Annotated in this window: 23 protein-coding genes and 1 other annotated feature; of the genes, 8 read left to right on the top strand and 15 right to left on the bottom strand. The window is 57.5% G+C overall.

Features of this window, described 5'->3' with window-relative positions:
- Window positions 1–106 precede the first annotated feature (106 nt).
- The 11 genes from QSK07_RS02320 to hisL form a co-directional block, all read right to left on the bottom strand.
- A complete protein-coding gene (locus QSK07_RS02320) occupies window positions 107–898 on the bottom strand; it encodes an ABC transporter substrate-binding protein (protein ID WP_285720333.1) in 792 nt (263 codons plus the stop codon).
- A 66-nt stretch (window positions 899–964) separates the two neighbouring features.
- A complete protein-coding gene (locus tag QSK07_RS02325) occupies window positions 965–1441 on the bottom strand; it encodes a YbaK/prolyl-tRNA synthetase associated domain-containing protein (RefSeq protein ID WP_285720334.1) in 477 nt (158 codons plus the stop codon).
- Between the two features lie 114 nt (window positions 1442–1555).
- A complete protein-coding gene (gene hisIE, locus QSK07_RS02330; protein ID WP_275220803.1) occupies window positions 1556–2167 on the bottom strand; it encodes a bifunctional phosphoribosyl-AMP cyclohydrolase/phosphoribosyl-ATP diphosphatase HisIE in 612 nt (203 codons plus the stop codon).
- Entirely contained in the window at window positions 2161–2937 is a 777-nt protein-coding gene (hisF, locus tag QSK07_RS02335; protein ID WP_285720335.1) for an imidazole glycerol phosphate synthase subunit HisF, read from the bottom strand. The genes hisIE and hisF overlap by 7 nt, the downstream gene beginning before the upstream one ends.
- Complete coding sequence (hisA, locus tag QSK07_RS02340) at window positions 2919–3656, bottom strand: 1-(5-phosphoribosyl)-5-[(5-phosphoribosylamino)methylideneamino]imidazole-4-carboxamide isomerase (RefSeq protein ID WP_285720336.1); 738 nt, start codon at window positions 3654–3656, stop codon at window positions 2919–2921. Before hisA ends, hisF begins: the two co-directional genes overlap by 19 nt.
- Window positions 3656–4246 (bottom strand): imidazole glycerol phosphate synthase subunit HisH, encoded by a 591-nt coding sequence (gene hisH, locus QSK07_RS02345; RefSeq protein ID WP_098052873.1) that lies wholly within the window; start codon window positions 4244–4246, stop codon window positions 3656–3658. Before hisH ends, hisA begins: the two co-directional genes overlap by 1 nt.
- Window positions 4246–5313 carry a bifunctional histidinol-phosphatase/imidazoleglycerol-phosphate dehydratase HisB gene (gene hisB, locus QSK07_RS02350; RefSeq protein WP_285720337.1) on the bottom strand — a complete coding sequence of 356 codons (1068 nt, stop codon included), beginning with the start codon at window positions 5311–5313 and terminating at the stop codon, window positions 4246–4248. The genes hisH and hisB overlap by 1 nt, the downstream gene beginning before the upstream one ends.
- Window positions 5310–6386 (bottom strand): histidinol-phosphate transaminase, encoded by a 1077-nt coding sequence (gene hisC, locus QSK07_RS02355; protein ID WP_285720338.1) that lies wholly within the window; start codon window positions 6384–6386, stop codon window positions 5310–5312. The genes hisB and hisC overlap by 4 nt, the downstream gene beginning before the upstream one ends.
- Entirely contained in the window at window positions 6383–7687 is a 1305-nt protein-coding gene (gene hisD / locus QSK07_RS02360; RefSeq protein ID WP_285720339.1) for a histidinol dehydrogenase, read from the bottom strand. Before hisD ends, hisC begins: the two co-directional genes overlap by 4 nt.
- Window positions 7688–7690: 3 nt before the next feature.
- Complete coding sequence (hisG, locus tag QSK07_RS02365) at window positions 7691–8590, bottom strand: ATP phosphoribosyltransferase (RefSeq protein ID WP_098052877.1); 900 nt, start codon at window positions 8588–8590, stop codon at window positions 7691–7693.
- 48 nt (window positions 8591–8638) lie between these two features.
- Window positions 8639–8759: a sequence feature (His leader region), on the bottom strand.
- Window positions 8735–8782, bottom strand: coding sequence for a his operon leader peptide (hisL, locus tag QSK07_RS02370; protein ID WP_100396937.1), 48 nt, complete (start codon window positions 8780–8782; stop codon window positions 8735–8737). Its footprint overlaps the feature before it by 25 nt.
- 179 nt (window positions 8783–8961) lie before the next feature.
- On the opposite strand from hisL, the gene QSK07_RS02375 reads away from it, so the two are divergent.
- On the top strand, window positions 8962–9789 hold the full coding sequence (locus tag QSK07_RS02375; RefSeq protein WP_285720340.1) for an SDR family oxidoreductase: 828 nt from the start codon (window positions 8962–8964) through the stop codon (window positions 9787–9789).
- A 165-nt stretch (window positions 9790–9954) separates the two neighbouring features.
- On the opposite strand, the gene QSK07_RS02380 is transcribed toward QSK07_RS02375, so the two are convergent.
- Genes QSK07_RS02380 through puuD form a run of 3 tightly spaced genes read right to left on the bottom strand, consistent with a single transcriptional unit; the run spans window position 9955 to window position 12569 of the window.
- Window positions 9955–11232 carry an NAD(P)/FAD-dependent oxidoreductase gene (locus tag QSK07_RS02380; protein ID WP_098052878.1) on the bottom strand — a complete coding sequence of 426 codons (1278 nt, stop codon included), beginning with the start codon at window positions 11230–11232 and terminating at the stop codon, window positions 9955–9957.
- Window positions 11233–11251: 19 nt separating this feature from the next.
- On the bottom strand, window positions 11252–11809 hold the full coding sequence (puuR, locus tag QSK07_RS02385; RefSeq protein WP_013358432.1) for an HTH-type transcriptional regulator PuuR: 558 nt from the start codon (window positions 11807–11809) through the stop codon (window positions 11252–11254).
- A complete protein-coding gene (puuD, locus tag QSK07_RS02390; protein WP_285720341.1) occupies window positions 11802–12569 on the bottom strand; it encodes a gamma-glutamyl-gamma-aminobutyrate hydrolase in 768 nt (255 codons plus the stop codon). The genes puuR and puuD overlap by 8 nt, the downstream gene beginning before the upstream one ends.
- A 201-nt stretch (window positions 12570–12770) precedes the next feature.
- On the opposite strand from puuD, the gene QSK07_RS02395 reads away from it, so the two are divergent.
- On the top strand, window positions 12771–14189 hold the full coding sequence (locus QSK07_RS02395; protein WP_285720597.1) for a glutamine synthetase family protein: 1419 nt from the start codon (window positions 12771–12773) through the stop codon (window positions 14187–14189).
- A 403-nt stretch (window positions 14190–14592) separates the two neighbouring features.
- Window positions 14593–15951, top strand: coding sequence for an APC family permease (locus QSK07_RS02400; protein WP_013358429.1), 1359 nt, complete (start codon window positions 14593–14595; stop codon window positions 15949–15951).
- A 49-nt stretch (window positions 15952–16000) separates the two neighbouring features.
- Here the strand turns inward: QSK07_RS02400 and ygbI are convergent, their stop codons facing one another.
- Window positions 16001–16762, bottom strand: a complete 762-nt coding sequence (gene ygbI, locus QSK07_RS02405; protein WP_098052881.1) for a DNA-binding transcriptional repressor YgbI — start codon at window positions 16760–16762, stop codon at window positions 16001–16003.
- A 267-nt stretch (window positions 16763–17029) separates the two neighbouring features.
- Between ygbI and ltnD the strand changes: the two genes are divergently transcribed.
- The 5 genes from ltnD to QSK07_RS02430 all read left to right on the top strand — a co-directional run bounded on the left by ltnD (window position 17030) and on the right by QSK07_RS02430 (window position 22098).
- On the top strand, window positions 17030–17935 hold the full coding sequence (ltnD, locus tag QSK07_RS02410) for an L-threonate dehydrogenase (RefSeq protein WP_285720342.1): 906 nt from the start codon (window positions 17030–17032) through the stop codon (window positions 17933–17935).
- Window positions 17935–19197, top strand: a complete 1263-nt coding sequence (gene otnK / locus QSK07_RS02415) for a 3-oxo-tetronate kinase (RefSeq protein ID WP_285720343.1) — start codon at window positions 17935–17937, stop codon at window positions 19195–19197. The genes ltnD and otnK overlap by 1 nt, the downstream gene beginning before the upstream one ends.
- A gap of 10 nt (window positions 19198–19207) precedes the next feature.
- On the top strand, window positions 19208–19831 hold the full coding sequence (otnC, locus tag QSK07_RS02420) for a 3-oxo-tetronate 4-phosphate decarboxylase (RefSeq protein ID WP_285720598.1): 624 nt from the start codon (window positions 19208–19210) through the stop codon (window positions 19829–19831).
- Window positions 19832–19833: 2 nt separating this feature from the next.
- Complete coding sequence (locus QSK07_RS02425) at window positions 19834–20619, top strand: HPr family phosphocarrier protein (protein WP_285720344.1); 786 nt, start codon at window positions 19834–19836, stop codon at window positions 20617–20619.
- 123 nt (window positions 20620–20742) lie between these two features.
- Window positions 20743–22098, top strand: coding sequence for a GntP family transporter (locus QSK07_RS02430; protein WP_285720345.1), 1356 nt, complete (start codon window positions 20743–20745; stop codon window positions 22096–22098).
- The last annotated feature ends 27 nt before the right edge of the window (window positions 22099–22125 follow it).

A 22125-nucleotide genomic window follows, 5' to 3' on the forward strand; every position in this document is an offset into this window, starting at 1 on the left:
ACCGTGTTAATGTCCTTTAATCGGCAAAGGACGACAGCGCGCCGTCCTGAAAAAGTTAGAGTATAGTGCCGGATCGCGGTGAGGACGAAAAAGGGCGACCGCGAGGTTACTGCTGGATAGAGATATCCGTGGCGAAGTAGCGCTTCTGAATCTGGTCAAAGGTGCCGTTCTTTTTGATTTCGGCAAAGGCATTATCCAGCGCCGTTTTCAGTTCGGTATCGCCTTTGCGCAGGCCAATAGCCGTGCCGGGGCCAATAATCGGATCCTGAATAATCGGGCCTGCCAGTTCAAAATCTTTGCCCTGCGGATGCTTCAGGAAGCCAATCGCTGCCTGTGCCGCGTCGGTAAAGACGGCATCCAGCCGGCCTGAAACCAGATCGCTTTCAACCTGGGCCTGATCGCCATAAGGCACCACGGTCACACCGTAGGGCTGCCATTTCGCCAGCGCATAACGTTCCTGAACCGTTCCCTGTTCCACGCCAACCGTTTTCCCTTTCAGAGACTCAACGGTGGGCAGCACGCCCGCGCCTTTACGGGCAACCAGCTGGGTGTGGGTGTCATATAGCGGCACGGTAAAGTCGATCTGCTTCAGGCGCTCTTCGGTAATGCCCATGTCAGACAGAATGGCATCAAACTTACGCGCTTTCAGCGCCGGGATCATGCCGTCAAACTGGCTTTCAACCCAGACGCATTTCGCCTGCATCTGCGTGCAGAGCGCATTGCCCAGGTCGATATCAAAGCCGACCAGCTTGCCCTGTGGCGTTTTCGATTCAAACGGCGGATAAGTCGGATCGACTGCGAAACGCACCTGTTCAATTTTCGCCTGAGCTGCAAACGCGCAGCCTGCCATAACCGCCACAGCCAGCGTCTGACGCAGGCGTTGAGTGAAAATGTTCATGATTTTGCTCTTATTCTGTCGTGATGAGTGATTATGCAGAGTATCGCCGGGCAGCCGGGATGGCAATTACTGCGTTATCTCTATCACGTCAGCCTTACACAGCGCCCGATAATCTTCGGTGTTCAGGATCACTGAGCGCTCCAGCAACCCGGCGTTAAATGCGATTTCCGGATAACGTTTAAACAACGCGGGATCCACCACCAGTCTGAGGTCGGGATGAAAGCTGAACGGCGGGATCGCACCGAATACGCAGCCGGTCAGCAGGTCGGTCTCCGCCGGGCTGGCGAGTGAGGCGCGTCGTCCACCGACTGCTGCGGCGACTTTGCCCAAATCGGCCTGCCGATCGGCCGGTAGCACCGCCAGCACATGCTGCTTAACGCCGTTGCCTTTGACGTGACAGACCAGCGCTTTCGCGCCCTGGCCGATTTCGGTGCCGCGAATTGCCGCGACCGCTTCACATTTACCGGTGGCCTCATGTTCCATCAGGCGATAGCGTGCCTGGTGCTGGTCGAGCAGGGCGATTAATCTTTCATGGGTGGTCACGCTTCTCTCCCTGAGGTTTGAGTCGCCGTTACTGTGCGGGATTGGGATGAAGTTTGAGAAGGATTCTGCTCAGAATCCGCATAAAAACGAAATTCTGAGCAGCATGTTGCACAATTACTTATGACGGGCGCGCAGGTTATTGATCACGGCACTGAAGTCGAGATCCTGATCCTGCAACAGTACCATAAGGTGATAGACCAGATCTGACGCTTCATTGGTCAGTTCATCCCGATCGTTGACGGTCGCCGCCAGCGCGGTCTCAACCCCTTCTTCGCCCACTTTCTGTGCGATGCGCTTGGTGCCGCTGGCGTAGAGTCGTGCCGTGTAAGAGCTGTCAGGGTCGGCCGTTTTACGCGACGCCAGCAGCTGTTCCAGCTGATAGAGGAAGGTCCACTCAGGCACGGCCGGCGAGAAGCAGCTGGTGGTGCCCAGATGGCAGGTCGGGCCAATCGGATTCGCCAGCACCAGCAGCGTGTCATTGTCGCAGTCAGGCGTAATGCTCACTACCTGCAGAAAGTTGCCGGACGTTTCGCCTTTGGTCCACAAGCGGTTTTTGGTGCGCGAGAAAAAGGTGACATTGCCTTCTGCAAGGGTTTTTTCCAGCGCCTCCGGGTTCATGTAGCCATGCATCAGGACTTCGCCTGAGACGTTGTGCTGAACGATGACCGGCATCATGCCCTCTGTTTTGTCCCAGTCGAGAAGAGCCTGTTGTTGTTGAGTTAGCACGCGCGAATCTCCACTCCGTTGTCGATCAGAAAGCTCTTCAGCTCACCAATATTAATCATCTGCTTATGGAATACCGAGGCGGCTAAGGCGCCATCGACGTTAGCCTCGGTAAACGCCTCCAGGAAGTGCTGCATGGTGCCTGCGCCGCCAGAGGCGATCAGGGGCACGTTGCAGACTTCACGCATTTTCTTCAGCTGCACCAGGTCATAGCCGTTACGCACGCCATCCTGATTCATCATATTCAGGACGATCTCGCCTGCGCCCAGCTTCTGCACTTCCTGCACCCACTCCAGCGTTTCCCACTGTGTTACGCGGGTACGTGCTTCGTCACCGGTGTACTGATTCACCTGATACTTGCCGCTGGCTTCGTCAAACCAGGTATCGATGCCGACCACAATACACTGCACGCCAAACCGGTCCGCGAGGCGGGTGATGAGCGTGGGATCAGCCAGCGCCGGGGAGTTAATGGAGATCTTATCCGCACCAAACTCAAGAATACGCGCCGCATCTTCCGGGGTTTTAATGCCGCCCGCGACGCAGAACGGGATATCGATCACTTCCGCGACGCGCGACACCCAGCTTTTGTCGACGACCCGGCCATCAGATGAGGCGGTGATGTCATAGAAGACCAGTTCGTCGGCACCTTCAGCGGCGTAGCGCTGCGCCAGCGGCACGATATCGCCGATGATCTCGTGATTACGAAACTGTACGCCTTTGACGACCTGGCCGTCACGTACGTCCAGGCAGGGAATTATCCGTTTTGCCAGCATGAGATCGCCTCCGAAACTGTGAATTTATCTTCCAGCAGCGCACGTCCGACAATCACGCCCTGAACACCGCTGCCGCGCAGTGCGGCGATATCATTGAGGTCGCCGATGCCACCCGAGGACTGGAAAGCAATCGTCGGGAAGCGTGCCGTCACTTCCTGATAGAGCGCGACGTTGGAACCGCTCAGGGTACCGTCGCGGGAAATATCGGTGCACAGCACGTGTTTCAGGCCCACCTGCTGAAAATCGGTAATCACCTCTTCCAGGGTGACGCCCGCCGCTTCCTGCCAGCCACTGATCGCCACTTCTTTGCGGTTACTGGCATCAATGCGCACATCTAACGCCAGCACAATCGCCTCTGCGCCAAACTCCGCGAACCACCGTTTGACCTCTTCAGGCTCTTTCACAGCAGTCGAACCGACCACCACACGACTCGCACCCGCTTCAAGCAGTGCGCAAACGTCGTCACGGCTTCGAATGCCGCCACCGACCTGCACCGTCACATCAACGCCATCCAGCAGGGTTTTCAGCAGCGCAATCTGGCGTTTTGCCGGGTCTTTCGCGCCGGTTAAATCCACCAGATGCAACACGGTCGCGCCCTGGCTTACGTAATCCTGCAGACGCGGCAGCGGATCGCTGCCGTAATCACGCTGCTGGCCATAATCGCCCTGATGCAGACGAACCACTTTGCCGTCGATTAAATCTAACGCGGGGATAATCATTACATCTCCAGGAAGTTTTTCAGCAACTGCGCGCCCGCTTTGCCCGAGCGTTCCGGATGGAACTGGACGCCGAAGAAGTTATCTTTCTGCACCGCGGCGGTGAAGGCTTCACCGTAGTGACACTGAGCGATGGTGCTGGCGTTGACCGGCATGGCATAGCTGTGGACGAAGTAGAAATACGATCCTTCATCAATGCCGCGGAACAGATGATTGCCCGCCTGCGCGGTAATCTGGTTCCAGCCCATATGCGGCAGCGGCAGGCCGTGGGTGTCCATGCGTGACACCGGCTCATCGATAATGCCCAGCGTCGGCACGCCGCCGTTTTCATCGCTGCCGCGTCCCAGCAGCTGCATACCCAGACAGATGCCCAGCACCGGCTGAGTACAGGCTTTCACCAGATCGATCAGGTCACGCTCTTCCAGCTGATTCATTGCAGCCTGCGCGGTGCCCACGCCAGGCAGAAACAGTTTGTCGGCGTGCAGCACCACATCGGAATCGCGGCTCACTTCCGGGGTATAGCCCAGACGTTCAATCGCCCATTTCACCGACGAGAGGTTGGCGCAACCGGTATCCATGATCACCACGTTCATCACAGCACTCCCTTCGAGCTCGGCAGGGTATTACCTTCAACGCGGATCGCCTGACGCAGCGTACGGCCAAAGGCTTTAAACAGGCTCTCGACGCGGTGATGGTCGTTCTTGCCTTTGGTTTTCAGATGCAGCGTGCTCATCATGGCGTAAGAGAGCGAGCTGAAGAAGTGCTCGACCATTTCAGTGCTGAGGTCGCCGACGCGCTGATAGTTGAACTCTGCTTTGAACTCGATGTGCGGACGACCGGAGATATCCAGCGCGCAACGCGCCAGGCATTCATCCATCGGCAGCACAAAGCCAAAACGACCAATGCCGCGTTTGTCGCCCAGCGCTTTCAGCAAGGCTTCTCCCAGTGCCAGACCGGTATCTTCCACCGTGTGGTGATCGTCAATGTAGAGATCGCCTTTCACTTCGATGTTCATGCGGAAGCCGCCGTGCACCGCAATCTGGTCCAGCATATGATCGAAGAAACCCACGCCGGTATTTATCTTGCTGCCGCCTTCGCGGTCCAGCCACAGTTCGACCCGAACCTGCGTCTCTTTAGTGTTACGCTGCACCAGCGCATGACGATCACGCTGGGTCAGACGCTGCTGAATGGTCTGCCAGTTCTCGCCGTCAGCGCCGTAGCGGATAGGCTGAATGCCCATGTTCTCCGCCAGCTGCACGTCGGTCAGACGATCGCCAATCACATAACTGTTGGCAGCGTCCAGCGCGCCTTCGGCCAGCCAGGCCTGCACCATTTTGGTTTTCGGCTTGCGGCAGTCGCAGTGATCGTCCGGCATGTGCGGGCAAATCAGCACATCGTCAAACGCAATGCCCTGTGAGGTCAGGACCTGCATCATCAGATTGTGTGGACCATCGAAATCCGCCTGCGGGAAACTGGCGGTGCCAAGACCATCCTGGTTGGTGATCATCACCAGGCGATAACCGGCGGCCTGCAGCGCCAGCAGCGCCGGGATAACGTCTGGCTCAAACGCCAGCTTATCCATACGATCCACCTGATAATCCTCAGGCGGCTCAGAGATTAACGTACCGTCGCGATCAATAAAAAGGGTCTTCTGACTCATGCTTGCTCCAGAGAAAAGGCTTGCAGCGCGGCGATGGCTCGTTCGCACTCTTCACGCGTGCCGATGGAGATGCGCAGGCATCCCGACAGGCCCGGATTTTTGTTCTGATCACGCAGGATAATGCCCTGATCCCATAAGGTTTTGAAGACTTTTGGAGAATCGGTAAAGCGCGCCAGCACATAGTTGGTTTCGCTGGGGAACACCTGCTCAACGCAGGCCAGCTGCGCCAGTTCAGCCAGCAGCCAGCTGCGATTGTCGTTCAGCTGGACCACATGTTCGCGCATCAGCGCAATGCCTTGCTCACTCAGCGCCTGTCCGGCGACGTCGGCAACCGGTGTCGCCAGCGGGTAGGGCGCAATCACCTTCATCAGCAGGTCGATCACCGGCTTATTCGCCAGCGCAAAGCCACAACGCAGGCCCGCCAGCGCAAAGGCTTTAGAAAGGGTACGCAGGATCACCAGATGCGGATAATCTTTCAGCCAGCCGGTCAGCGTCGCCTGCGGGCAGAACTCAATATAGGCTTCATCGGCTACGACCAGCGCTTTACCGGCGGTCATCGCCAGCAGCTGACGGATGTCATCCTGATCGATCAGGTTGCCGGTCGGGTTGTTCGGGCTGCAAAGATAAACGACTTTGACGCCATCCAGCTGTTCCGCGATAGCAGGCAGATTCAGCTGCCAGTCGGTCAGCGCAGGCGCGATGCGGTAGTCAATGCCGATGGTTTCGGCGCTGACGCTGTACATGCCATAGGTCGGCGGGCAGAACAGAATGGCATCCTGCCCCGGCTCACAAAAGGCGCGCATGACCAGTTCGATGGCTTCATCCGCGCCACGGCTGACCAGCACCTGATCCGGCGTTAAGCCCGCGTACGCGGCGTAGCGCTCAATCACCACTTTAGGCTGACATTCCGGATAACGGTTCAGCGTCTGCTGAGACAGCTCAAACGGCACCGGCAGCGGGAATTCGTTGGCATTGAGCCAGACATCACCGTTGCCACCCAGACGACGCGCCGACATATAGGGCGTCAGGGCGCGCACATTAGCACGCGCCAGCTGCTCAATATCCTGACTCATGCTTGCTCCTTCAGTGCGGCAACGCGCAGGGTAACGGCATTTTTGTGGGCATCCAGCTGCTCTGCGGCGGCCAGGGTTTCAATCGTGGCGGCCAGATTCAGGAAGCCCTGCGGCGTCAGCTCCTGCACCGTCATGCGTTTCTGGAAATCGGCCAGGCCCAGGCTGGAACAGGTAGCGGTATAACCGTAGGTCGGTAATACGTGATTGGTGCCCGAGGCGTAATCGCCCGCGGACTCCGGCGACCAGTCACCTAAGAAGACTGAACCGGCGCTGGTGATCAACTCCACCAGATCGCGCGGCTGACGGGTCTGCAGAATCAGGTGCTCCGGGCCGTAAAGATTGGAAATTTCAACGCATTGCTCAAGGTCGCGCGCCACGATCAGGCGGCTGCTCTCCAGCGCCTGACGCGCCGTGGCAGCACGCGGCAGCTGCGCCAGCTGCTGTTCAACCTCGTCCGCAACCGCCTCTGCCAGCGTCAGTGAAGGCGTCAGCAGAATCACCTGCGAGTCGGGACCGTGCTCGGCCTGTGAAAGCAGATCGGACGCGACAAACGCAGGCGTGGCACCTTCATCGGCAATCACCAGCACTTCTGACGGCCCGGCAGGCATATCAATCGCCGCGCCATCGAGTCGCTGACTCACCTGACGTTTCGCTTCGGTCACCCAGGCGTTGCCCGGACCAAAAATCTTGTCCACGCGTGGCACGGTTTCGGTGCCAAAGGCCAGCGCGGCAATAGCCTGCGCACCGCCCACCTGGAACACCTCTTCTACACCACACAGCTGCGCGGCATAGAGGATCTCATCGGCAATCGGCGGGGGTGAACAGAGCACCACGCGGCCACAACCAGCGATGCCTGCAGGCGTCGCCAGCATCAGCACGGTTGAGAACAGCGGGGCGGAACCACCAGGAATGTAGAGCCCGACCGATTTCACCGGACGGGTGATCTGCTGGCAGCGCACGCCGGGCTGGGTTTCCACATCCACTGGCGGCAGAATCTGCGCGTTGTGGAAGGTTTCGATATTGCCCACCGCGACGGCCATCGCCTGCTTCAGCTCGTCACTTAGCCGGGCGCTGGCGTCTGCGATTTGCTGCGGCGTCACACGCAGATTTTCAACCTGCGCCTTGTCGAAGCGGGCGCTGAACTCGCGCAGCGCATCATCGCCGTTCAGCTTTACCTGCTCCAGCACGTTACGCACCGTCAGTGTGACGTTTTCAGAAGCGGCGATGGCAGGACGCAACAGCAGCGCCTGCTGCTGTTCGGGGGTGCACTGCTGCCACTCAATCGGGGTAGAAAAAGCCATGGCTTACTCCATCATCTTCTCAATAGGCAGCACCAGAATTGAACTGGCACCCAACTCTTTCAGTTTTTCCATGGTTTCCCAGAACAGGGTTTCGCTGCTGACCATGTGCATCGCCACGCGGCTGACATCGCCTGCCAGCGGCAGAACGGTTGGACGCTCAGCGCCAGGCAGCAGGCTGATCACCTCTTCCAGCCGCTCACTCGGCGCGTGCAGCATGATGTACTTCGATTCACGCGCTTTAATCACGCCCTGAATACGGGTCATCATCTTGTCGATCAGCTCCTGCTTGGCGGCTGGCATCTCGCCGTCGCGCTGGATCAGGACGGCTTTTGAACGATAGATGACTTCAACTTCACGCAGGCCATTCGCTTCAAGCGTGGCACCGGTGGAGACCAGATCGCAGATAGCATCCGCCAGACCGGCGCGGGTCGCCACTTCAACGGAACCATTCAGCATACAGGTTTTAAAGCTGACGCCTTTTTTGTCGAGATACTGTTTGAGCAGGTGAGGATAGGAGGTAGCGATGCGGGATTTATCGAGGCATTCGGGGCCGGTGTACTCGGCGTCGGTCGCCATCGCCAGTGAGAGACGGCAGCCGCCGAAATCCAGGCGACGCAGCGTAAAGTAGCGCGGGTCTTCGCCCTGAGCACGACGCGAGAGCAGCTCTTCTTCCAGCACGTTTTCACCGATGATGCCGAGATCGACCACACCGTCCATCACCAGGCCAGGGATATCGTCATCGCGCACGCGCAGGATGTCGATCGGCATGTTCTCCGCAAACGCAATCAGGCGCTGTTGCTGAAGATTGATTTTAACGCCGCAGCGCGCCAGCAATTCGCGTGAATCATCACTTAAACGGCCAGATTTCTGCATAGCTATGCGTAAACGGGTGTTGTCTAACATGGTTCCTGTCCTCTTAATGCTGTCCTGAATGTGTGGTTGCGCCAGCCCATAAAAAAACCCCCGGAAGACGATCTTCCGGGGGTTCTCTTGCGTTCACACCACTGGAAGATCTTGAAAGTCTTCCAGCACCAATCGCCTGAAAGACTAGTCAGGATGATGGTGGTGGTGATGGTTAAACTGAACGCGTGTCATAATAATCTCGTCGATGAATGCATATTCATTTGTGGGGATTAACCTAGCGAAGATGGCAGCACTTGGCAACACTTTTTTAAACAGGCGGTTCGGAAAACGCTGAAACAGGTTGTTCTGGTTTGCAATCCGGGGGCAAACTACGTTGAAGTCAGGGTTGATGTTTCACGTCAGGAGTCAAAATGAAGAAGGTCGCTATTGTGGGACTGGGCTGGCTGGGCATGCCGCTGGCCACGGCGTTAACGGTGCGAGGCTGGCAGGTCACCGGCAGCAAAACCACCCCAGACGGTGTTGAAGCCGCACGCCGCTGCGGCATTGAGGCGTTCCAGCTGGAACTGACGCCGGAACTGCTGTGTGATGCTGCCGATATCGAGCCACTCTTTAACGTTGATGCATTGATTGTCACGTTACCTGCCAGCCGTACTGCGGAAGGTGGCGAAGCTTATCTGCAGGCGGTGCAGAATGTGGTCGATACCGCGCTGGTGTATAAAGTGCCACGCATCATCTTTACCAGTTCAACGTCAGTTTATGGTGGCAGCTCTGGCATTAAACGGGAAAACAGCCCGCTGACCGCAGAAACGGTAGCCGGTAAAACGCTGGTTAAGCTGGAGAGCTGGCTGCACGATCTGCCGGGAACCAGCGTGGATATTGTGCGTCTGTCCGGTCTGGTCGGGCCAAAGCGCCATCCGGGACGATTCCTGGCCGGTAAGCAGGATGTGGCGAATGGTTCGCAGGGCGTGAATCTGGTGCATCTGGATGACGTGGTCGAGGCGATTACGTTGCTGCTGCAGTCGCCAAAAGGGGGCCGGGTGTACAACCTCAGTGCGCCGAAACATCCGACGCGTGACACCTTCTATCCCGCAGTTACGCGCCAGCTTGGTCTGCAGCCGCCGCAATTTGCGCCAGAGGCCGTAAAAGACAGCGGCAAGCTGATTGATGGGTCGCGCATCTGTAGCGAGCTTGGTTTTGAGTATCGCTATGACGATCCGGTGAAGATGCCACTGGAGTAACAGGCGGCTGTCGTTGATGTGGGGGCAGGGCGCCCCCGCTGAAGCGCTTTTGTTATGCTATCTTCATAGTTACAACATACTTATTTATCTTATTCTGCAGGGCAGAATGTGCCCTGCAGAAAGACCGTTATCCGGCTGGCCAGACGTAATGCCTGGCCCTTAGTTTTACACCCCCAGCCGATCCCTCAATGCATACCACACCGCGCCCATCGCCGTCAGCGGCACCTTAAAGCGTCGGCCACCTGGGAACGGCAGGTGAGGCAGGCGGGCAAAGGCGTCAAACCGCTCGGCATCGCCGCGTAATACTTCGCTGATCAGCTTGCCGGAAAGATGGGTACTGGTGACGCCATGACCGCTGTCGCCCTGCATGAAATAGACATTCTTCTCCATCCGGCCAAACTGCGGCATACGCGACAGTGTCAGCAGGAAATTGCCGCTCCAGCTGAAGTCCAGCTTCACGTTCTGCAACTGCGGGAAAGTGCGGCGCAGCTTGGGCCGGATCAGTGCTTCAATGTCAGCCGGTTCCCGCGCGCCGTAGACCACACCGCCGCCATAGAGCAGCCGGTTGTCTGCGGTCAGACGGAAGTAATCCAGCAGATAGTTACAGTCTTCCACACAGTAATTGTTCGGCATCAGCGACAGTGCCTGGTCGGGTGTCAGCGGCTCGGTCGCCACAATCTGCGATCCGCACGGCATGCTTTTCCTGCTCAGGCGCGGCTCCAGCTGGGGTGAGAGATAGGCATTACCGGCGAAGATCACAAACGTCGCACTGACCTCGCCCTGAGCGGTTTTTACCCGGTTAGGTGTGCCATAAATCACATCTGTCGCTGCGGACTGCTCATAAATGCGTCCACCATGTCGACGAATTGCTTCTGCTTCTCCCAGCGCCAGGTTCAGCGGATGCAGATGGCCGCCACGTCGATCCAGCAGCCCGCCGACATAACGTTCAGTAGCGACTTCGCGGCGAATAGCGCGTTCATCCAGCAACTCAAGGTCATGATTACCGTACTGCTGCCATCGCGTTTTCTGCTTTTGCAGATGCGCCATCTGTCTCGCATTCAGCGCTGCAAAAATGCCGCCGGGCCGGTAGTCGCAGTCAATCGCATACCGCTTAATGCGATCGCGGATAATCTCAGCGCCTTCAAACATCATGCTGCCCAGCATGCGGGCGCTCTCTTTGCCGTAGCGTTGTTCAATCACATCCACGTCGCGGCTGTAGGAGTTCACCACCTGACCGCCGTTTCGCCCGCTGGCACCAAAGCCGACGCGCGCCGCTTCCAGCACGACCACATCGTAGCCCACCTCGGTCAGATGCAGCGCCGCCGAAAGACCGGTGAAACCGCCGCCAATAATGCAGACGTCGCACTGAATGCTCTCCTGTAAGGTCGGCCAGGGCGCATGCGGATTGGCGGTCGCTGCGTAATAACTCTCCACATAATTCATAACATTCTCCGGAATGCGCCTAAAAATTGGCTGGCGTGTGGGCACTGACAATGCGGCAGGGGATTTCAGCCCTGTTGGTGAAGCTGTGCGGTAACCCGGTATCAATCACATAGCTCTCTCCGGCAGAGAGATGAAACTGCTGACCGTTAATGACCAGCGTAATTTCACCTTCCAGCAGCGTGCCGGTCTCTTCGCCCGGATGACGCAGCTTCTCGCCGGTGCTGGCGCCGGGTTGATAGGTTTCCAGCAGCATGCCCAGCGTGCGCTGCGCACGGCCATTGTCGATAAGTTTCAGCGACACACCCTGGCTGCCAATTTCCAGCAGATCGCTGGCGCGGACAATCACCTTTGGCTCTGCGTGGGGTTTGGGTTCCGAAAAGAATTCCGACAGTGACAGCCCATAGACTTTCAGCAGCTTCTGCAGGGTGCTGACCGCCGGGCTGACCTTATCCTGCTCGATGGTGCTGATGGCGCTGTGGGTCAGTCCGGCCAGTTCAGCAACGCGACGTTGCGACAATCCCATCGTCTGCCGAATCTGCGCCAGCCGTCGTCCCGGTGCCAGCGTGACATCACTCATCTGCTTTTCCCCTGTGATAGCGAATGGCGGCCTGAATAAAGCCGCTGAACAGCGCCTGCGATCCCGCCGTGCTTTCCGGCTGCCACTCGGGATGCCACTGCACCGCGAGGGCGAAGGGATGATGACGCAGACTCACCGCCTCAATCAGGCCATCCGGCGCGCGCGCCTCAATGCGCAGCTGCGGCCCCGGTTCGCGTGTGCCCTGATGATGCAGAGAATTGACCGCAAGCGGTTTGCTGCTGTCCAGCAGCGTTGCCAGCAGGCCATCCGGTTCGATCGTGACAGGATGCGCTGTCGCATACTGCTGATCCAGTGGCAGCGTCTCATCTTCATGATGACGCTGAAATTCTGACTGTTCACTGAGATCCCGCCACAGCGCGCCACCATTGGCTACCACCAGCTCCTGCAGTCCACGGCAGATGCCGAACATCGGCATTTTATGGCTGGTGGCCCAGGTGATCAGCTGAAAGGCGAGACGGTCGCGGCCCGGATCGGCGTGCGGCTCTTCACCGGCTTCACCATAATGCCAGGGTTCGATATTGCTGGGACTGCCGGTAAGCAGCAGGCCATCCAGCACAGCCATAGCGTTTTCTGATAGATGAGGCGCATTAATAAGACTATGGGGCAGGGCGAGAGGCACGCCACCCGCCAGGACAATCGCATCAATATATTTGTTATGCACCGTCTGAGTCGCATGGCCGGCCAAATCTTTCTGGCACATCACTACGCCAATCAACGGTTTGTCAAAAATAATGCCCATCTTACGTCCTCGCATCACTGGTCGAAATATCTACCGAAAGGGCACATCTGGCGGTTAAGTGTGCAATATTTTTTCAATCTAGCAATCTGCTGTTTGTTCTTCAAACAGATTTGTTACATTTGCACACTTTTTATGTTGGCGCTATGTTAGTGGAGTGGCTGTTATTTTGAGCATTACGCAAACCTGATAGGGGCGGGTGAAATCATGACTAACCTGGTAGAAGTGGAAGACTTCACGCTTCAAAGTGAAGAGAAACGAACCAGCGCGTTCCAGCTTGAGGTGAAAGCCTGGCTGGAGCGCCATCCTGAAACGCAGTATGTCGACATTCTGTTAAATGATTTAAATGGTGTGTTCCGCGGCAAGCGCATTCCGGTCTCTGCGCTGCCTAAGCTGGAAAAAGGATGTTATTTCCCCGCCTCAGTGTTTGCCATGGATATCCTCGGCAACACGGTGGAAGAAGCGGGACTCGGCCAGTCTCTTGGTGAACCCGATAATCTCTGCCTGCCCGTTAGCGGTACGTTAGTTCCCTCCGCCTCTGACCCTCGACACATTGCTCAGTTGTTGTTAACCATGTGCAACCAAGATGGCACTCCCTTTGACGTTGAACCCCGAAATGTCCTCAACCGGCTGTGGCAACAGTTGCGTAACCGGGGGCTGTTTCCGGTGGTAGCGGTAGAGCTGGAGTTCTATCTGGTGGACAAAAAGCGCGATGCTGAAGGCTTTATCCAGCCGCCCTGTTCGCCTGGCAGCGATGAACGCAATATGCAGAGCCAGGTCTACTCGGTCGATAACCTCGATCACTTCGCTGATGTTCTGCGGGATATTGACGATCTGGCCCGTCAGCAGGGCATACCGGCTGATGGCGCGCTGGCGGAAGCCTCGCCCGGACAGTTTGAGATCAACCTGCATCATACCCGCGACGTGCTGCGTGCCTGCGATCATGCGGTGCAGCTGAAGCGACTGATTCGTCAGGTCGCGGAAAATCACGGCATGACCGCCACCTTTATGGCGAAGCCTTACGAAGAGTACGCAGGCAGTGGGATGCACGTGCATATCAGCATGCTGGATGCCGCCGATCACAACGCCTTTGCCTGCGATGACGGCAGTGATTCACCGCTGATGAAACGTGCGCTGGCGGGCATGATCGACCTGATGCCCGCGTCAATGGCGCTGCTGGCACCTAACGTGAATGCCTATCGCCGCTTTGTCCCTGAAGCCTATGTGCCGTTACAGGCTTCGTGGGGGCACAACAACCGGACCGTCGCGCTGCGCGTGCCGTGCGGAGATATCGACAACCATCGTATTGAGTATCGGGTGGCGGGCGCTGATGCCAATCCCTATCTGGTCGTCTCGGCTATCCTGGCCGGGATGCTGCATGGGCTGGATACGCAGCTGCCATTGCCAAATCCGGTCACCGGCAACGGACACCATGCCGAGGGGCTGGCACTGCCAATACGGCAGAGCGATGCGCTGTATGAGTTTGACAGCAGTTATCCGCTGCAGAAGTTACTGGGCGAACGCTTTGCCAGCGTCTGGCATAGCTGCAAAAACTATGAACTGATGCAGTTTGAACGACTGATTACGTCTACGGAAATAGACTGGATGCTGAAAAACGCCTGATGGGCTTCTCAGCTTTGCTTTGTCGCGCTTTTTTTTGCATAAGGTGCCCCAACGGCTTGTATTACTGCCACGGGTTAGGGCAGAATACGCGGCCTGCAAAATCAGATAATAACCGACGCTTAACGCGCCGGTTATTTTTTTGCATCCAGTTTTAACAGAGCGTTTTTGCTGACTTAACCGAGGCCGGGCACGCACCCGGATAGATAAACACTGAAAACACGCGTAAGCGTGAGATTGAGGATTACAAAGATGGGGATGTTTTTCACTCTGCCAGCCAACGCTGGTACGCGTTTTCGTGATGACTACGGCGCCGTGTCAACCGCTAACCTTACTCCCTGTCGCTTAATGCGCAGTTGCCCTGTGACCCAGCCCAGCCAGGTTGTCGCACAGAGGGGACTGAAGCATGTCGCTTAATACCTCCGCCGCACCGCAGCGTGCGCAACTCAAAAAGACGCTTACGTTACTTCCGGTCGTCATGATGGGCTTAGCCTACATGCAGCCTATGACCCTGTTCGATACCTTTGGCATCGTTTCCGGTCTGACCGATGGTCACGTCGCCACCGCTTATGCTTTCGCGCTGATTGCGATTCTGTTCACTGCCGTGAGTTACGGTAAGCTGGTACGCCGCTTCCCCTCTGCGGGCTCCGCTTATACCTACGCTCAGAAGGCGATCAGTCCGCACGTCGGCTTTATGGTCGGCTGGTCATCACTGCTGGACTACCTGTTCATGCCGATGATCAACATCCTGCTGGCTAAAAACTATTTCGAATCGCTGGTGCCGGGTATCCCGTCGTGGATCTTCGTGGTGCTGCTGGTCGGCTTTATGACGCTCTCTAACCTCAAGGGCATCAAAACCGTCGCCAACTTCAACAGTGTGATTGTGGTGCTGCAGGTCATTGTTATGGTCGGGATCACCGGCATGGTGATCTACGGTGTGGCAAGCGGCGTCGGTTCTGGTACGCTGGTGAGCAGCCGTCCGTTCTGGTCTGAGAATGCGCACGTGGTGCCGATGATTACCGGTGCAACCATACTCTGCTTCTCGTTCCTTGGCTTTGATGGCATCAGTTCGCTGTCAGAAGAAACCAAAGATGCAGAACGCACCATCCCGCGCGCTATTTTCCTGACGGCGCTGATTGGCGGTGTGATCTTTATCGCGGCATCTTACTTCCTGCAGCTCTACTTCCCGGACATCACCCGTTTCCAGGACCCCGACTCCTCACAGCCTGAGATCATGCTGTTCGTAGCCGGTAAAGCGCTGCAGGTCGGTATCCTGATCTTCTCGGTGGTCACGGTACTGGCATCCGGTATGGCGGCACACGCGGGCGTATCGCGTCTGATGTATGTGATGGGCCGTGATGGTGTATTCCCGGAGCGTTTCTTCGGTTACATCCATCCAAAATGGCGTACCCCGTCGCTCAACGTGCTGCTGGTCGGTGCGATTGCGCTGATGGCGATTAACTTTGACCTGGTCACAGCGACCGCGCTGATTAACTTCGGTGCGCTGGTAGCGTTTACCTTTGTGAACCTGTCGGTGATTGCACAATTCTGGATCCGTGAGAAGCGTAACCGCACGCTGAAAGATCACGTTCAGTATCTGCTGCTGCCGCTGCTCGGCGCGATGACGGTCGGTGCGCTGTGGGTGAATCTGGAAGAGAGTTCTATGGTTCTGGGCCTGATCTGGGCCGCCATCGGGATTATCTACCTGGCATTCGTGACCCGCAGCTTCCGTAATCCGGTGCCGCAGTTCAGCGAAGAAGTTTAATTGCGCTAACGTTGCCGCCTTCCGGCTTTATCGGGAAGGCGGCGACAGTTCACCCCGCCAGCACCAGTTCCCAGCTTCCCGCACTTAATAGTTCCCGCCCTGCATCACTCAGTTTGTTGTCTGTCACCACCTGATCAAATCTCTCCAGCGGTAACGCCAGGAACGTCGCTATTCTGTTGTACTTCGAACTGTCACTCAGTAAAACCCGTTTGCTGCTCACGTCGCACACTGCCTGCTTCACCATCACTTTATCTTCATCCGGTGTGAACAAGCCGCGTGGCCCCCAGCAGGAGGCGGAGATAAAGGCGATATCAATGGCCAGATTGCGCAGGCTGCGTGCTGCCGACTCGCCGACGCAGGAGCGGTTCTCCCGGCATACGGTGCCGCCCGTGTGGATCACCCGGCACTGACTCGCCTCCATCAGCAGATTCGCCACCATGAAATCATTGGTCACCACCAGTAAATCATCACGATCAACTACTTCCTGTGCCAGCGCTAACGTCGTGGTCCCGGCATCCAGATAGATGCAGCTATTACGGGGAATGTGACGGGCAGCGGTACGGCCAATGGCGCGCTTTTCATCGTTATAGAGGGTGCTTTTCGTCAGATGGGACGGTTCAGCCGCCAGTCGATCGGCGGAGCGCACGCCGCCGGAAACCGACAGCACGGCGCCTTGTTCTTCCAGTTTTTGCACATCCCGGCGTATGGTCATGTGCGATACGCCCAGCCGCTCAGTTAACTCTGCAATGCTCACCACGCCCCGATCGGCCACCAGTGCCAGGATCTGTTGATGACGTTCAACCGGAATCATATCTGCTCCCTGATAATTACCATTTTTTCACATTATAAAGTATCTGCCGGTCAACCAGAACAAAAAATAACAGCTAATACAAGGCTGGCAGCTGCACTCACCGGGTTAACGCGAGGTGCAGATAGTCAAACAGGCTGTGTTAAAAATTGTTCCGGTTCACACTGGTGATGTTTTTTTGTGAGGAGTGACACATTTTTACCGACGGGAAGCTGGCAGGATTAACAGTAACAAACAAATAATCACTTAATTTAACAGTGGAGGCGTAACGTGCCAGCTGAAAACATCTGCGTTATCGGATTAGGTTCCATGGGTATGGGTGCGGCGAAGTCCTGTCTGCGCGCCGGCCTCAACACCTGGGGCGTCGATTTGAACCCGGCAGCCCTGGAGAGCTTACGTCAGGCCGGCGCACGTGATGCGCAGTCATCCGCCTCTGCCTTTGCAGATCAGCTCGATGCCGTTTTGCTGCTGGTGGTCAATGCAAAGCAGGTTAACGCCATTCTGTTCGGTGAAGATGGCCTGGCCGCAAAACTGCGTCCGGGCACGGTGGTGATGGTCTCATCCACACTTTCAGCGCAGGATGCGCAGCAGATTGAACAGCGGCTGGCTGAATATCATTTACTGATGCTGGATGCCCCGGTATCGGGCGGCGCGGCTAAAGCGGCGAGCGGTGAAATGACGGTGATGGCATCCGGCAGTGATGCGGTCTTTGCACAACTGCAGCCGGTGCTGGATGCGGTGGCTGCCAAAGTCTATCGCGTGGGAAATGAAATTGGCCTTGGGTCAACCGTCAAAATTATTCATCAGCTGCTGGCAGGCGTTCACATCGCGGTGGGCGCAGAAGCCATGGCGCTGGCGGCGCGAGCCGGTATTCCGCTGGAAACCATGTATGAAGTGGTCACCAATGCCGCGGGCAACTCCTGGATGTTCGAGAACCGTATGAAGCATGTGGTAGACGGCGACTACAGCCCGAAATCGGCCGTCGATATCTTTGTAAAAGATCTCAACCTGGTGGCCGACACCGCGAAGTCACTGCACTTCCCGCTGCCGCTGGCTTCAACCGCCCTCAGCATGTTTACCGAAGCCAGCAACGCCGGTTATGGCCGGGAAGATGACAGTGCGGTAATCAAAATCTTTAGCGGCATCACGCTGCCGCAGGCAGGGGAGAACAGCTGATGCGTCTTGGTGTGATAGCGGACGATTTTACCGGCGCAACGGATATCGCCAGTTTTCTGGTGCAGAACGGCCTGACTACCATTCAGTTTAACGGCATCCCCGCCAGCGAAGAGAGGACAGAGGCGCGGGCGATTGTGGTCAGCCTCAAGAGCCGTTCCTGCCCGGCAGATCAGGCGGTTGCGCAGTCGCTGGCCGCGCTGGCGTGGCTGCAGAAACAGGGCTGTGAACGCTTCTACTTCAAATATTGCTCTACCTTCGACAGCACCGCGCAGGGCAATATCGGTCCGGTGACCGATGCGCTGCTGAATGCGCTGGGTGAGACGCAGACGGTCATCTGCCCGGCACTGCCGGTGAACGGGCGCACCGTCTATCAGGGCTATCTGTTTGTCGGCGATCAGCTGCTGTCCGATTCCGGTATGCGGCACCATCCGGTTACGCCGATGCAGGACAGCAACCTGTTGCGTCTGATGATGTCGCAGGCAACTGGCAAAGCCGGGCTGATCGCGGCGGAACAGGTCGATCAGGGCGCAGAGACAGTGCGTCAGGCGCTGGGCCAGCTGGCAGATCAGGGGATTAATTACGTCGTCACTGACACCCTGCATCAGGCGCATCTGTTGACGCTGGGTGAAGCACTCAGTGACAGGCGGCTGGTGACCGGCGGTTCCGGGCTGGCCATCGGTCTGGCGCGGCAGTGGGCGACGGCTGAGACGGATGCAGAGGCAGAGCAGGCAGGCCGTCCGCGTGGCGATCGCGCCGTGGTGCTGTCCGGATCCTGTTCGCAGATGACCAATCGTCAGGTTGCCGCGTACCGCCAGCTGGCACCAGCCTGCGAAGCAGAGATTGAACATTGTCTGGACGATGCAGAAGGGTATGCCCGGCAGTTGTGCGACTGGGTTGAAGCAAACAGTCATCAGACGCTGGCCCCGCTGCTGTTTGCCACCGCGGACGCGCAGCACTTGCAGGTGATTCAGCAACGCTATGGTGCGCAGCGCAGCAGCGCAGCCGTTGAGCAGCTGTTCGCCGCCGTCACCCGTGAGCTGAAACAGCGTGGCTGGCAGCGCTTTATTGTGGCGGGAGGGGAAACCTCCGGCGTAGTGGCGCAGAGCCTGGGTGTAACCGCCTTTCACATCGGCCCGACCATCTCGCCTGGCGTCCCCTGGGTGCGCGACATTCATCAGCCGCTCTCTCTGGCGCTGAAATCGGGCAATTTTGGCGACGAAGACTTCTTCCGCCGCGCGCAAACGGAGTTTACCTATGTCTGAATCTTTCCTTCTGGCGGAACAGCAGGCGCGTGACGAAATGGTCCGTCTCGGCGCCTCATTCTTTCAGCGCGGCTATGCCACCGGCTCAGCGGGCAACCTCTCAATGCTGCTGGCGGATGGCAATCTGCTGGCGACCCCTACCGGTTCCTGCCTCGGGGAATTACAGGGTGACAGGCTGTCAAAAGTGACGCCTGAGGGGGAATGGCTCTCCGGCGATAAACCTTCAAAAGAGATTGCGTTTCACCGCGCGCTCTACCTGAATAATCCTGACTGCCGCGCAGTGGTGCATCTGCATAGCCACTACCTGACGGCGCTCTCCTGTTTACAGGGGCTGGATACGGACAACTGCATCCGTCCGTTTACACCCTATGTGGTAATGCGCGTCGGTGATGTGCCGGTCGTGCCTTACTACAAGCCCGGCGATGGGCGTCTGGCCGACGATCTGGCGGCGCTGGCGCCGCGTTACCGCGCCTTTCTGCTGGCGAATCACGGCCCGGTGGTGGTAGGGAAATCCTTACAGGAAGCGGCGGACAACACGGAAGAGCTGGAAGAGACTGCCCGTCTGATCTTTACACTGGGTGACCGCCCGATCCGTTATCTCAGCGATGCCGAAGTGGCAGAACTCAGGAGCTGATAATGCCGAAGTTTGCTGCTAACCTTTCGACCCAGTTTAATGAATATCCCTTTGCCGAACGCTTCGCTGCAGCGGCGAAGGCCGGTTTCACGGCGGTCGAATTTCTGTTTCCTTATGACTATCCCGCCACGCAGATAAAACAGTGGCTCGATGATAACCAGCTGCAGCTGGTGCTGTTCAATACCGCGCCGGGTAACGTTGCCGCGGGTGAGTGGGGCGTCTCCGCCATCCCCGGACGGGAAGCGGAAGCAAAGGCAGATATTGACCATGCCCTGAGCTATGCGCTGGCGCTGAAATGCCCGCAGGTTCACATCATGGCGGCGACGGTGCCGCCCGGTGCCAATCGTCAGCGCTACGTTGAGACCTTCATCAGCAACATGCGCTATGCGGCTGAGCGCTTTGCGCCGCATGGCATCAACCTGCTGATAGAAGCGCTTAACCCGGTAACCAAGCCCAGCTATCTCTACGCCAGTCAGTATCAGACGCTGGAGATGGCTGAACAGATAGACCGGCCGAACGTGTTCACTCAGCTCGACCTGTTTCATGCACAGCGGGTGGACGGCAACCTCAGCCATCTGATTCGACACTATGCGGGACGTTATCGTCACGTCCAGATTGCGTCGGCACCGGATCGCCATGAGCCGGATGAGGGAGAAGTTAATTATCCGTATCTCTTCACGCTGCTCGATGAGGTTGGTTATTCCGGCTGGGTCGGCTGCGAATATATTCCGCGAGGCAGCACGACCGAAGGCCTGGGCTGGTTTGCACCCTGGGCGCAAAAAACCTGATTGAACGGGCTGAAAAACCGGTGTTTCAGCACCGGTCGGGAGCGGCTTGCCCTTTTCTGACTGTGCACCTGCTATTTATGTACGCCTGAAACCCAAAAAATATAACAATTTCTGAGGTTTACTATGTCCACCGCACTGCTGTTAGCCATAGCGACCGCCAGCATCGTGATCCTGCTGCTGCTGGTCATCAAAGCCAAAGTTCATCCGTTTGTCGCCCTGTTGATTGTCAGCCTGCTGGTGGCGATTGCGACCGGCATTCCGGCTGAGAAAATTATGGAGACGATTATCACCGGGATGGGTGGGCTGCTTGGCCACATCACCATCATCATCGTGCTGGGTGCCATGCTTGGGGCGATTATTGAAGCCTCAGGTGGGGCTGAATCCCTGGCACAACGCTTCAGTAAAACGCTGGGGCTGAAGCGAACCGTTGCGGCATTGACCATGGCAGCCTTTATCCTGGGCATTCCGGTATTTTTCGAAGTGGGCTTTATCATCGTCATCCCGCTGATTTATGGCTTCACCAAGGTGGCGCGGGTTTCACCGCTGAAGTTTGGCCTGCCGATGGCGGGCGTGATGCTGACGGTGCACGTGGCGCTGCCAACCCATCCGGGTGCGGCGGCGGCGGCCGGGATCCTGCACACCGATATGGGCTGGCTCATGATGCTGGGTATCGCGATTTCCGTGCCGGTCGGGATCATTGGCTACTACGTGGCGAAAGTGATGAACCGTCGCCATTACCATTTGTCTGTCGAGGTGCTGGAGCAGTTGCAGATGGCGAAGCCAGAGGGGCAGGAAAAGAAGCATGAACCGGCACCGCCTGGCGCGCTGACCATCAGCGGTCTGATTGTGGTCCCGATTATATTGATCGTGCTGGGAACGCTGTCCCACACCCTGCTGGCGGAAGGCAGTCTGCTGCGTAACGTCATGACCGTGATCGGCACGCCGCCGATTGCCCTGCTGATTGCCTTAGGACTGGCAGCCTGGCTGCTGGGCGTGCGGCGTGGCTGGAGCAAAGACAAGCTGGAAGATCTCACCGGGCGGGCGATTCCCACCTCCGCCAGCGTGATTCTGGTGGCCGGGGCGGGTGGGGCATTTGGCAAAGTGCTGGTGGAATCGGGCGTGGGTAAAGCGCTGGCGGTGACGCTGGAAACGCTGCATCTGCCGCTGGTGCCGGCTGCCTTTATCCTGTCGCTGGCGCTGCGCGCGTCACAGGGGTCCGCCACGGTAGCCATCCTGACCACCAGCGGTCTGCTGACGCAGGCGGTGACCGGCGTGACGGATATGCAACGGGTACTGGTGACGCTGGCGGCCTGCTTCGGCGGGCTGGGTCTGTCACACGTCAATGATGCGGGATTCTGGGTGGTCACCCGTTATCTGGGGCTTTCGGTGGCCGACGGTTTACGTACGTGGACGGTGCTGACGACGATAATGGGGTTAAGCGGTTTTGTGCTGACCTGGCTGGCGTGGACGGTGCTCTGATTCAGCAAGACAGGAAAGCCTGACCCT

The organism is Pantoea sp. QMID4, assembly GCF_030270445.1.
GTDB lineage: Bacteria > Pseudomonadota > Gammaproteobacteria > Enterobacterales > Enterobacteriaceae > Pantoea > Pantoea vagans.